Origin of the sequence: Kocuria sp. WRN011 (genome assembly GCF_002295155.1) — a bacterium.
GTDB classification, from domain to species: domain Bacteria; phylum Actinomycetota; class Actinomycetes; order Actinomycetales; family Micrococcaceae; genus Kocuria; species Kocuria carniphila.
Genome location: NZ_NSGI01000006.1, coordinates 1 through 12785 on the forward strand (window position 1 = coordinate 1; position 12785 = coordinate 12785).

Annotated in this window: 9 protein-coding genes; 2 read left to right on the top strand and 7 right to left on the bottom strand. The window is 64.7% G+C overall.

Annotated elements, in window-relative coordinates; all coding sequences use genetic code 11:
* Positions 1 to 643: 643 nt before the first annotated feature.
* The 6 genes from pgl to tkt form a co-directional block, all read right to left on the bottom strand.
* On the bottom strand, positions 644 to 1429 hold the full coding sequence (pgl, locus tag CKW39_RS09285; protein WP_095797868.1) for a 6-phosphogluconolactonase: 786 nt from the start codon (positions 1427 to 1429) through the stop codon (positions 644 to 646).
* The gene (locus CKW39_RS09290; RefSeq protein ID WP_095797869.1) at positions 1426 to 2385 is read right to left on the bottom strand and encodes a glucose-6-phosphate dehydrogenase assembly protein OpcA; all 960 of its coding nucleotides are present in this window, start codon (positions 2383 to 2385) and stop codon (positions 1426 to 1428) included. The genes pgl and CKW39_RS09290 overlap by 4 nt, the downstream gene beginning before the upstream one ends.
* On the bottom strand, positions 2382 to 3959 hold the full coding sequence (gene zwf / locus CKW39_RS09295; protein ID WP_173674305.1) for a glucose-6-phosphate dehydrogenase: 1578 nt from the start codon (positions 3957 to 3959) through the stop codon (positions 2382 to 2384). Before zwf ends, CKW39_RS09290 begins: the two co-directional genes overlap by 4 nt.
* A 60-nt stretch (positions 3960 to 4019) precedes the next feature.
* Complete coding sequence (locus tag CKW39_RS09300) at positions 4020 to 5624, bottom strand: hypothetical protein (RefSeq protein WP_095797871.1); 1605 nt, start codon at positions 5622 to 5624, stop codon at positions 4020 to 4022.
* Between the two features lie 52 nt (positions 5625 to 5676).
* Positions 5677 to 6783 carry a transaldolase gene (gene tal, locus CKW39_RS09305; RefSeq protein WP_095797872.1) on the bottom strand — a complete coding sequence of 369 codons (1107 nt, stop codon included), beginning with the start codon at positions 6781 to 6783 and terminating at the stop codon, positions 5677 to 5679.
* 91 nt (positions 6784 to 6874) lie between these two features.
* Positions 6875 to 8986: a transketolase gene (gene tkt / locus CKW39_RS09310; protein ID WP_095797873.1), complete on the bottom strand. Its 2112-nt coding sequence runs from the start codon at positions 8984 to 8986 to the stop codon at positions 6875 to 6877.
* 413 nt (positions 8987 to 9399) lie between these two features.
* Between tkt and CKW39_RS09315 the strand changes: the two genes are divergently transcribed.
* Positions 9400 to 10296, top strand: coding sequence for a heme o synthase (locus CKW39_RS09315; protein WP_095798090.1), 897 nt, complete (start codon positions 9400 to 9402; stop codon positions 10294 to 10296).
* A gap of 130 nt (positions 10297 to 10426) precedes the next feature.
* Positions 10427 to 11341, top strand: a complete 915-nt coding sequence (locus CKW39_RS09320) for a dihydrodipicolinate synthase family protein (RefSeq protein WP_095797874.1) — start codon at positions 10427 to 10429, stop codon at positions 11339 to 11341.
* A 316-nt stretch (positions 11342 to 11657) separates the two neighbouring features.
* Here CKW39_RS09320 and CKW39_RS09325 read toward each other — a convergent pair whose 3' ends face one another.
* Entirely contained in the window at positions 11658 to 12671 is a 1014-nt protein-coding gene (locus CKW39_RS09325; RefSeq protein ID WP_095797875.1) for a heme A synthase, read from the bottom strand.
* Positions 12672 to 12785: the final 114 nt, after the last annotated feature.

Below are 12785 nucleotides of genomic sequence, written 5' to 3' on the forward strand. Positions count from 1 at the left end.
GAGCCAACCCCACGTACTCAAACACCAGATCACGAACTTCATCATCGGTATACCCAGCAGAAATCGGCATCTCAACCCCCTCACCGGTCATGACCACCATGACTCACAACCAGTCTGACAATGAGGGCTACAAGGGTTTTAGAAGCGATCCTCTGCCAGAAATGTTCATCGGCGCTGAAGTTCTTGAGCGTGCCCCGTAACAGGTGGCGATGGAGCCCTCATGGACACGTCAGGTGGAGTCAGAACCTGCGCCGAAATGGTCAGGAACTCTGACGCCAGTCGGTGTTGGAAGGGGTGCGGACATTCCAGGCACGGCTTCGCGGCGGTGACATTTTTGGCAGACGTTCGCAGAGCTACAAGGGTTTTAGAAGCGATCCTCTGCCAGAAATGTCTACCCACGCCTCAGGTGCCGCCGGAACCGATGATGACATCTGACGGGCCGGTAGAGCCCTTCTGAGCCACTGGAGGGGTTCTACCGGCCCGTCAGGTGTAGCGGTGGGTTCTCCCGGCACCTGAGGCGCGTTAGAGGTGAACATGACGTGGAAACGGGAGAGGGCCTGTCTACGCTTCAGGTGCAGTGGAGGGTTCTAGCTCCGACCAAGGTGCGCGGGTGCAGCGCGGGAGCATGAGGAAGAGCGGTCCCTTAGCCCTCGGGGTCCTGGGGGAGACCGGGGAGGGCGTCTTCGGTGACGAGCAGCAGAGTTTCCTCGGTTCCGCGGACGGCGCTGCCGGGGGCGGCGCTGCCGGGGGCGGACTGGGGGGTGGCCTCGGGGTCACGGATGGCCGCGAGGGCTTCGGCCTTGGCGCTGCCGGCCACCAACAACCACACTCGTTCCGCCGAATTGATCGCGGGAAGAGTCATGGTCACTCGTGTGGGGGGTGGTTTGGGGGAGTCATGCACCGCCATCACAGGGGTGCTGGTCACGGTGACCTCTTCTCGGCCCGGGAACAAGGATGCCACGTGAGTGTCCGGACCCAGGCTGAGCAGCATGAGGTCGAAGTACGGGAGTCCGCTATCCGACCCTTCCTGCTCGGCCGCGGTGGCGAGTTCCTCGCGGTAATCGGCGGCGGCTTCCTCGGCAGTCGACATCTCGTCGGAGGCGGCGATGGGGTGAATCCGGTCCCATTCGAGATCCAACTGGCCCTGGGCGGCGTCGGCGGCCTGGACCCCGTTGCGTTCGGAGTCGGCGCCGGGCACGAACCGTTCGTCGGACCACCAGACGTTGACGCGCGACCAGTCCACCAGGGCGGAGTCCGGGTCGTTGGCTATCGCCTGGATCACCTTGTTGCCCATGCTGCCGCCGGTGAGGACCAGTGTGGCCTCGCCGCGCTCATCCTGGGCTTGCTCGAGCACGGTGATCACGCGTCGTGAGGTCTCCTGAGCGAGCTGCTCCTGACTGCCGTGAGGGACAATGCGGGCGTGGTTCACTGGGACTCTTCTCCATCCATTGCGTCTTCGACGGCCTCTTCCAACTCTGCACTGACCATGGCCTTGGTGATCACGTCTCCGTAGACCTCGTCCGGATCCAACCGACGCAGTTCTTCGGCCAAGCACACGTTGAGGTCGCGGACCGGCATGGCGATCTGCTGATCGGGCTGACCGGGCTGCTTGAGAACCGCCACCGTATTGCCGGGTCTGTGCAGTTCGATGGGGCCATCGTCCGTGACCAGGGTGACCCGGTCCATCCCGGGCCGTTCGGTCTGGGTGATGAACTTCGCTTCGCAACCCAGGGCATTGGCCAGCCACACGCCCATGAGAACGACGGACGGGGAGCGCTCGGCACCCTCGACAATGACCTCGCGGACCGGCACGGCACCGATCTGATCGAAGACCGCCGCGAGCTGGATCCGCCAGCTCGTGATGCGGGTCCACGCCAGGTCCGTGTCACCCGGGCGGTACTGCTGGGACAGCTGCTGCAGTGACTTGAACGGGTCATCCGCCCGGGCGGAATCGGTAATGCGGCGGTGGGCGATCTTACCGATGGACGAGTCGCCGGGGGAGTCCGGGAAGTCATGGGGCCACCACGCCACAATGGGCGCGTCCGGCAGCAGCAATGCCGAAATCAAGGTCTCGGTGGGCTCGGCCAGTTCACCGTAGCCGTGCAGGATGATCACTTCGGAGGCACCGGCGTCCCCGCCCATGCGCAGCTGGGCGTCCAAGCGGGTGGCCTCATTCGCGGAATGCGCCACGTGCACGATGATCCGGCAGGGGTGCTCGTGGCTCGCGAAGTTCGCGGCCTCGATCGCCATTTCCGAGTGGCCCGCGCGGGCCAGGATCACCAGCGTGAGCACGCGGCCCAGCGTAACCACACCGTTTTCGTCCCGCAGCGAGTGCAGCTTCTTCTCGATGGTCGATGTGGTGGTGTTTTCCATTTGTACGATCACGGTCGCCTCCAGACACGTCCGTCGCGAGCCATGAGCTGATCCGCGGTTTCGGGGCCCCAGGACCCCGGTGCGTAAGCGTCAGGCCTGATGTGGTGCTCGGCCCAGTAGTCCTCGAAGGGATCAAGGATCTTCCAGGACAGCTCGACCTCGGAATGGTCCGGGAACAGCGGCGGCTCGCCCAACAGGACATCCAGAATCAGCCGCTCGTATGCTTCCGGGCTGGACTCGGTGAAGGCATGGCCGTAGCCGAAGTCCATGGTCACGTCGCGGATCTCGGACTGGGTGCCGGGAACCTTGGAGCCGAAACGAATGGTCACGCCTTCATCCGGCTGAATGCGGATCACAATGGCGTTCTGACCGAAGTCGTCCTTGTCCGGGGAACGGAACAACAGGTTGGGCGATTTCTTGAATACCACGGCGATTTCCGTCACCCGGCGGCCCAGCCGCTTACCCGCGCGCAGGTAGAACGGGACGCCCGACCAGCGGCGGTTGTTGATCTCCAGCCGCAGGGCCGCATAGGTCTCGGTGCGGGAATCCGCAGGGATGTCCTGTTCCTGATGGAACCCCTTGACCTCGGCACCACCCTGCAGTCCAGCCGTGTACTGGCCCAGCGCCGAATACGCGCCGAGATCCTCGGGCAGGATCACCGACTCCAGGACCTTCGCCTTTTCGCGGCGCAAGTGGTGCGCGGAGAACGCCGGCGGCTCCTCCATCGCGGTGAACGCGAGCAATTGCAGCAGGTGATTCTGAATCACGTCGCGGGCAGCACCCACGCCGTCGTAGTAGCCAGCGCGCGACCCGATGCCGATGTCCTCGGCCATGGTGATCTGCACGTGATCCACGTAGCGGGCATCCCACAGCGGCTCGAACATCTGGTTGGCAAAGCGCAGCGCCAGAATGTTCTGCACCGTCTCCTTGCCCAGGTAGTGGTCGATGCGGAAGACGCTGTCCGCTGGGAAAACGCGCTCCACAATGGCGTTGAGTTCGCGCGCGGATTCGAGGTCGTGGCCGAACGGCTTCTCGATGACCACGCGACGCCAGCCCTCGCTGCCGTTGCTGTCGGCCAGATCGTGGTCGGCCAGCTTCTGACACACCACATCGAAGGCCTTGGGCGGAATCGATAGGTAGAACGCGTGGTTGCCCCGCGTACCACGGGACTCGTCGAGTTCGGTGAGGGTCTCGGCGAGACGTTCGTAGGCGGCGTCGTCGTCGAAATTACCGTGCACGAAACGCAAGCCGGACGCGAACTGCTCCCACATGGCCTCGTTGAACGGGGTGCGGGCGTTGTCCGCGATCGATTCCTTGACGTACTCGGCGAACTGCGCGTCGTCCCATTCGCGGCGGCCGAAACCCACCAGCGAGAACGACGGCGGCAGCAAACCGCGGTTGGCCAGGTCGTACATGGCCGGCAGCAGCTTCTTTTTGGCAAGGTCGCCGGTCACGCCGAAAAGCACCAAGGACGACGGCGCCGCGACTCGCGTCAGGCGCCGGTCCCGGGGATCCCGGAGCGGATTGCTGGTGTTGTGGTGAGGCACAATGCTCCCTGACTCATCCGGACCAACGGACCGGGGCATTACGACGATTGCGTAATGCCCCGGTCCGCGGCGACCGGAAAACTATGAATGGTAACGATCTTAGAGCTCGGCTGCGGCCTTCAGGAGCTGCTCGACGCCGGGCGAACGGTCGGTCAGACGCAAGCGCAAGACCGGGCGGTGGTGATCCGTGAGGACCTTGGCGTCACCGTCGGCCTGGGCGGAAATCAGCTCGCCGAAGGAGAACGGGATCTCGGGGATGTCCACGTCCGTGTCGGTGGCGGCCGTGATCTGCAGGTAGACGCCCTGGGCCGGTCCGCCCTTGTGGTATTGACCGGTCGAGTGCAGGAACCGGGGTCCCCAGCCGAAGGTGACGGGGCGACCGGTCTTCTCGGCCAACACCGGCCGGATCTTCTCAAGTTCCGCCCAGCCCAAACGGTCGAAGTAGGCCTGCACGCTGACGTAACCGTCCTCGGGCAACTGATCCAGAAGGGCCTTGAGAGCCTCGGGAACCGTGGTGGCGCCCTGGAGAACCTGCTCGGAACCGCGGATCTCGATGGAGCCGTCCGTCGCTTCTGCGGGGGTCGGCTCGGGGGACGAGGCCAGCAGTTCACGGGTGGCGTTCTTGGCGGATTCCACGTCCGGCTGGTTGTAGGGATCGATGCCCAACAACTGACCGGCCACGGCGGTGGCCACCTCGAAGGCCATCATCATGGCGGCCAAGGAACCGGAAATGGCCACGGCGTCGCCGTTGTCCACGGGCTCGGCGTCCTCCGAGACGAGGGATACCACAAGAATGTCGGCTGCGCCGCTGGACAGCTCCGGCGCGCCTTCGGACACGACCACGGGGAGCACGCCGGTACCGGACTTGCCGGTCGACTCGGCGATCAGCTGCTCGGCCCAATCCGCGAAACCAACTACTGGAGCGCCGTCGTTGACGATCACGATCTTGTCGCGCAACGGTTTGGTGCCGCCCAAGGCAGCGCCCAGGCGAAGGCCGATGTTGTCCTCGTCGTCATCGCTGAGGAATTCTGCGGCTTCCTCGGCGTCGTCCAGGAGCTGCTCGATGTCTGCCCCGGCCAAGCCGGAGGGAACCAGACCGAACGCGGTGAGCGCGGAGAAACGGCCACCCACGTTGGGGTCGGCATTGAAGACCTTGCGGTAGCCGGCCTCCCGTGCGGAACCGTCCATGGGCGACCCCGGATCGGTCACGACCACGATCCGCTGCCGCGCCTCAATGCCGGCCTTCTCGAAAGCGGCGACGAACGCACGCCGCGCCGAATCGGTCTCCACGGTGGAACCGGACTTGGACGACACCACCAGGGCGGTCTTGTCCAGGTCCTGCAACGCCAACTGCACCATTTCGGGATCGGTGGAGTCCAGCACGAACAGCTCAACCCCCTCGGAGCGGGTGATGACCTCGGGCGCCAGGGAGGAACCGCCCATGCCCGCCAGTACGAATCGCGTGACCCCCTCGGATGCGAAATCATCGCGCAACTGCAGGATCTCGGCCACGAGGGGACGAGACACCGTTGCGGCCTCGGTCCAGCCCAGGCGAATCTTGGCCTCCTCTTCGGCCGCGGGCCCCCACAGGGTGGGGTCCTTGTCGAAGAGCTTGGACGCAAACTGTTCCTCGACCAAGCCTGGAACCTTGGATTCGATGGCCTGACGCGCGGCGCCTGCCGCAGACAATGACAGTGAGCTCATGAAGAGCCTCCTCGTGGGTGCGATGCGTGCTGGTGGGTTGGCGGTCAGTGAATCAGCGGGCGTTGTCCAGGGCGGTACGCACCGTCTCCAGCAGCTCGTCCCAGGACTTGTCGAACTTGTCCAGGCCCTCGGTCTCGAGCTGATCCACCACGTCCTGGTAGGAGATGCCCTGTTCGGCGATCGCATCCAGGAGCTCGTTGGACTCCTGGTAGGTGCCGGTGACGGTGTCCCCTGTGACCTCACCGTGGTCGAAGGTCGCGTCCAGGGTCTTCTCCGGCATGGTGTTCACCGTGTTGGGAGCCACGAGCTCGGTCACGTACAGGGTGTCCGGCAGGGTCGGGTCCTTGACGCCGGTGGAGGCCCACAGCGGACGCTGCGCATTGGCACCCGCGGTTTCCAGACGCTTCCAACGTTCGGTGGTGAACTGCTCTTCGTAGATCTGGTAGGCGAGGCGGGCGTTGGCCAAGCCGGCCTTGCCCTTGAGCGCCTTGGCCTCGTTGGTGCCGACGGCGTCCAGTCGCTTGTCGATCTCGCTGTCCACGCGGGACACGAAGAACGAGGCCACGGAGTGGATGGTGGACAGGTCCTTGCCGTTGTCGAGGGCCTCTTCCAAGCCCAGCATGTACGCGTTGATCACCGCGCGGTAGCGTTCCAGCGAGAAGATCAGGGTCACATTCACCGAGATGCCCTCCGCGATGGTTGCCGTGATCGACGGCAGGCCTGCTTCGGTCGCGGGGATCTTGATGAGCGCGTTGGGGCGGTCGATCGTCTGGGACAGGCGCTGTGCCATGGCTGCGGTGGCGTCGGCGTCCTGGGCGAGTCGGGGATCCACCTCGATGGATACGCGGCCGTCCACGCCCTGGGTGGCTTCGGCGATCGGAGCGAAGACGTCGCACGCGTCGCGGACGTCGTCGGTGGTGATCGTGAAGACGGCCTCGTCCACGTCCGCGCCGGACTGGGCGAGCTCGGAGACCTGCTCCGCGTAGGACTCACCGTTGGCCAGAGCCGAGGCGAAAATCGTGGGGTTGGTCGTGACACCCACAACGTTCTTGGTGTCGATCAGTTCCTGCAGGTTTCCGCTGGTCAACCGCTGACGGGACAGGTCATCGAGCCAGATGGAAACGCCTGCGTCGGACAACTTCTTGGTGGGAGTGCTCACTGTGACTTCCTAACTCATTGCTGGAAATTCTGGTGGTGCCGTGCGGGCGCGGCCGGTCGTGCCAGCCGCACACGCACGGCAAGGGGGAGAATCAGCGCGCGGCGGCGATGGACTCCTGAGCCTTGCTGACCACGTCCTCGGCGGTGATGCCGAACTCGCGGTACAGGGTCTTGTAGTCGGCGGACTCACCGAAGTGCTCGAGGGACACGGCGCGTCCGGCGTCGCCCAGGATGTCGTTCCAGGACATCTTGACGCCGGCTTCCACGCTCACGCGGGCCTTGACGTCCGAGGGGATCACGGATTCGCGGTAGTCCTCGTCCTGGGCGTCGAACCATTCGCGGCACGGCATGGAGACCACGCGAGCGGCTACACCCTGTTCGGCCAGCTGCTGACGTGCGGCGACGGCCAACTCGACCTCGGAACCGGTGGCGATCAGCACAACGTCCGGGGTGGACTCGGTGTCGGCCATCACGTACGCACCGCGGGCCACGCCCTCGGCGGAGGCGAACTTCTCGCCCTCGGCGTCCGGGTGGAGATCCACACGGGCGAAGGTCGGCAGGTTCTGACGGGTCAGCGCGATACCGGCGGGGCGGTCGTGGTGCTCGAGCATGGTGCGCCACGCGACAGCGGTTTCGTTGGCATCCGCCGGGCGCACGACGTCCAGGCCCGGAATGGCACGCAGCGCGGACAACTGCTCAACCGGTTGGTGTGTGGGGCCGTCCTCGCCCAGACCGATCGAGTCGTGGGTCCACACATAGATGGACGGCACCTTCATGAGCGCGCCCAGGCGAACCGCGGGGCGCTGGTAGTCCGAGAAGATCAGGAACGTACCGGAGAACGCACGGGTCTGCGTGCTCATCACAATGCCGTTGACAATTGCTGCCGCGGCGTGCTCGCGGATACCGAAGTGCAGCACACGACCGTACGGGGATCCGTCCCACATGTCGGTGGAGCGGTTGGCCGGGATAAAGGACTTGGCGTTGTCGATCGTGGTGTTGTTGGAGCCGGCGAGGTCTGCCGAACCGCCCCACAGCTCGGGGAACGTGTCGGCAATGGCGTTGATGACCTGGCCGGAAGCCTTACGCGTGGCCACGTCCTTGCCCGCCTCGAAGGTCGGGAAGGCGGCAGCGTAATTCTCGGGCAGCTGCTCCTCACGGATGCGGTCGTACAGGGCGGCCTTGTCCGGGTTGGCCTCACGCCACGCGGCGAAGGACTTCTCCCACTCGGCGCGTTCTTCCTTGCCGCGCTCGGCCACGGAGCGCACGTGCTTGAAGATCTCGGGCTCGATCACGAAGGACTCGGCGGTGTCGAAACCGAGGATCTCCTTGACGGCCGCGACCTCCTCTTCACCCAAGGCGGAGCCGTGGATGGCGCCGGTGTTCTGCTTCTTGGGCGCGGGCCAACCGATGATGGTGTTCAGCGCGATGATGGACGGCTTGTCCTTGACCTTGGTGGCCGAGACGATGGCGTTGTATAGCGAGTCGAGGTCTTCCTTGTACTCGCCGCCGTTGCGCCAATCAACACGGGCCACGTCCCAGCCGTAGGCCTCGTAACGGCCCAGGACGTCCTCGTTGAACGCCACGTTGGTGTCGTCCTCGATGGAAATGTTGTTGTCGTCGTAGATCACGACCAGGTTGCCCAACTCCTGGGTGCCAGCCAGTGACGATGCCTCGGAGGTGATGCCCTCCTGCAAGTCACCGTCCGAGGCGATCACAAAGATGTTGTGGTCGAACGGCGAGGTGCCGGGAGCGGCGTCGGCGTCGAACAAGCCGCGCGTGTAGCGCTGGCCGTAGGCGAAGCCCACCGAGGAGGCCAGGCCCTGGCCGAGCGGGCCGGTGGTGATCTCCACGCCGGTGGTGTGGCGGTATTCGGGGTGACCGGGGACCTTGGAGCCCCAGGTGCGCAAGGACTTGATGTCGTCCATTTCCAGGCCGTAACCGGAGAAGAACAGCTGCAGGTACAGCGTCAGTGACGTGTGGCCGGGGGAGAGGATGAACCGGTCGCGGCCCGTCCAGCGGTCGTCACTGGGATCGTGACGCATGATCTTCTGGAACAGCATGTAAGCAACGGGCGCCAGGGACATGGCGGTGCCGGGGTGACCGTTGCCCACCTTCTGCACGGCGTCGGCGGCGAGTACACGCGCGGTGTCCACGGCGCGGGCGTCCTGTTCGGTCCAGTTCAGCGGTTGCTCAAGGTTCGGCACGGTGGCAAGTCCCTTTCATCGGTGCGGTACTCCACTGCGGCCTGGGGCTCGACGACGTCGCGTCGGCCAGACCACACGGGTTTCAGCGTTAACCTTAGTCCCGCAGCCGAGGCGGCGTCAGTGTCTTGTGCTATCGGTGAATCACGTGCCCGGACGTGCTGTTGATCACCCGGAAATTACGCATTATGACGGCTATACTTCTGTGTGGGTATAGGTACGCGTTCGGAAGGCGGTATCTGCCCCGTACGGCTCGAAATACCACGGCGCCGGATTCGATTAGTTGGAGCATTGATTCTGTGAACCCCCTTGATACCGCGGCACAGTCGGGTCGAAGCGCATCGCAGGCCTCTCACGGCCACGGTGCCACCGGCTCTTCCATCGGCACGGTAGCGCCGGTGGGGTACGAGGGGCCCATGACCGCGGGGCGCAAGATCAAGGCTTACGTGGCGCTCACCAAGCCCCGCATCATCGAACTTCTGCTGGTCGCCACCGTACCGACCATGATTTTCGCCCAGCAGGGCATGCCCAATTTCTGGCTGATCCTGAACACGCTGATCGGCGGCAGCCTTGCGGCCGGCGCGGCCGGAGCGTTCAACTGCTACATCGACCGCAACGAAGACCGCCTGATGAAGCGCACCGCGCGGCGTCCGCTGGTCACCGGTGAAGTGGGTGATCGTGAAGCCCTGATCTTCGCCTGGGTGCTGTCCGCGGTGGCGGTCGCGTGGCTGACCATTGGCGTCAGCGTGCTGTGTGGCGTGCTCGGTGTCATCGCCATTGCGCTGTACGCCGTGTTCTACTCCATCATCTTGAAGCGCCGCACCGCGCAGAACATTGTGTGGGGCGGCATTGCGGGTTGCATGCCGGTGCTCATCGGTTGGGCCGCTGTCCGCGACACCATTGAGTGGCCGGCCCTGGTGCTGTTCATGTTCATCTTCCTGTGGACCCCGCCGCACTACTGGCCGCTGTCCATGAAATATGCCGAGGACTACTCCCGCGCCGGTGTCCCCATGCTGGGCGCCGTGGATACCGCCCGATCGGTGGGCGCTCAGGTCGTGCTCTACGCCTGGGCCACCGTCATCTGCTCGCTGCTGCTGGTTCCCGTGGGTGGCGCCGGTTGGGTGTACGCACTCATCGCTCTGGCCTCCGGCGGCTGGTTCCTGTACCACTGCCACAAACTGCACTCCATGGCGCAGAGCGGCAAGCCGACCCTCAAGCAGGCGATGTTCGTGTTCCACGGTTCCATCGCTTACATCACCTTCGTGTTCGTGGGCGTGGCTCTCGACCCGTTCATCGGCGGCCCGATTCTCTGATCCTCGGTTCCTGACCCGCCGCCACCAACTGGCCGGGCGCGGACTGACGGTACCCGCTGCGCGGACTTCCTGACTCGCGGGCGTCGTTCCTTGTCACGGAATCCGTGTAAGGCTCACCTAAACTAGCTCCATGCAGTCCATGACTTTTTCCGGTGTCATTGCCTACCCCATCACGCCCTTCTTGCCGGGCGGCGGTTTGGACCTGGAGTCATTGGAGCTCAGCGTGGCCAAGTTGGCGCGCAGCGGCGTGGACGGCGTGGTGGTCCTGGGAACCTCCGGCAGCTTCGCGTACTTGAGCGCCGAAGAACGTGCCCAGGTCGTCAAGGTGGCCGTTGACGCGGCGTCGGGCTCGGAAACACCCGTGGGGGTCGGAATCTCCGCGATGACCACCCGCGAGGTCATGACCATGGCCTACGCGGCGGAGAACAACGGCGCGGACGGGCTGGTGCTCAACCCCCTCAGCTACATTCCGCTGGTTTCGCAGGAGATTGCGGATCAGGTCGAGACGGTTGCGTCCTCACTGTCGCTGCCGCTGTGCCTGTACAACAACCCGGAGACCACGGGCTTCAACTACCCTGTGGAGCTGGCCGCGGAATTGTCCTGGCTGGACAACGTGGTGGCCTTCAAGGACACCGTGGCCACGGGTCGGCTCTTCCACTCGCGGCAGCTGCTCTACTCCCAACGAGCGGATCCCACCACGGTCCACGGGGTGAGTGGCGACCAGATCATTGTGTCCGACTACCCGATGGCCCCGTGGCACACCGGCATGGCGGCGCTGCTGGCTCCCGAGTTCGTGGCCTTCCACCGCGCGGTCATCCACCATCGCGCCAACGAGGCCGCGTTGTGGAGCGCCACGTTGGCGCCACTCATGCAGCTCATGGGTTACGAACGCCCACTGTCCGCGCTTTACGCCCTGGCCGAAGTGTGCGGAGTCCGCACCGGCGCACCTCGTCGCCCCCTGCTGCCGATTCCCACCCGCAGCAAGCGCCTCCTCGCCGACGCCGTGGAACAACTGCGCTCCGCCGCCCCACACATCGCGGACTGACCACTTTCGATCGACGACGCCGCTCGGTCGCCTCGCGCCGCTCGGTACCGGGTACGTGGCCCGACATATGAGGGGTCCTTAGAACCCTTCATGACACCTGAGGAGCCGTTGCGACCTTTCTGCCGCCCCTGGAGGGTTCCTCTGGCACCTCAGGTGTAAGCGGCGGTTCTTCCAACACCTGAGAAATGATCCGCGGGACAGGGGTTCTGAGCATTTGATGTGTCGTTAAGACTTCGCCAAACACTAGAGGTGCCGTTATGACCTCTCTGCTTGCGCGGAAAGGCTCTAACGGCACCTCAGGTGATTGCTGGCTGAATTAGAGGACCGGCTCCGTGACGTCGCTGTCGCGGGCGAGGGCGCGATCGGCGTTGGCCTCGGTGGGATCCTTGGTGACCTGGAAACTGATGGAGCACACGCGAGTGGCTGCCCAGATCATGATGGCCGAAAGCACCATGTGGATGGCCACGGACAAAATCGGCACGTTGTTGAGGTACTGGTAGTAACCGACCAGGGCCTGCAGCACCAGGACACCGGCCAGCAGCATGTACGCGCGGACGAGGACCTTGGGCCAGTTCTGCTTCATGCCCAGGATCAGGGCGACGATCACAGCGGCGACGATCAAGTACACGGGAACCACGTGAGTGAAGGTGATCAGACGGGGTTCGAAGGCGAGACGGGCGGAGTCCTCATCGCCGGCGTGGGGGCCGGTGCCGGTGACCAGGGTGCCCACGTAGAGGATCATTGCGGACAGCACACCCACGGCCGTGGCGAGAATGCGGACGGTCTTCTCTCGTCCGGGGAGCTGACCGGGGCGTTGCGCGTAGGCCACGGTGGCCAGGCTTGCTCTGCGCGTATCGAGAACCAGGAGCGTGGCCAGCGAGATCATGATGGCCGAGACGATGTAGTGCACACCCACCACCAAGGGGTGCAGCTGTACCAGCACGGTGATGCCACCGATCAGCGCCTGCACGGGAATGCCGATGCCCAGGAGCAAGGCGAAGAGAAACATCCGGGGGAACTCGTGACGCAGGCGCAATACGGCGATGAACGTCAGGACGGCGACAACCGCCAGCACGAACGTGAGCAAGCGGTTACCGAACTCAATGAGTCCGTGGATGCCCATTTCCGGGGTATTGGTCCAAGAATCGTCGGTGCAGCGGGGCCATGTGGGGCAACCGAGCCCGGAGCCGGTGAGCCGGACCAGACCACCGGTGAGGATCAGGAGGCTGTTGGCCACCAGGGACGCGATGGCCAGCGCGCGGACCCAGGGGGTCACGGTGGAAGGCCACCAGAAGTTGTCGGTGGCGGACGGGGAGACGGTGGCAGACATGGCGGTGCTTCCAGATGCTGGTGGATGAGGTAGGGAAAGTCTAGCGGCCGAGCCGGGGAATCAGCTCAACGGATCGAGCGTCGATTCGGGTGTCAGCCTGGGCCTCGAAGCACG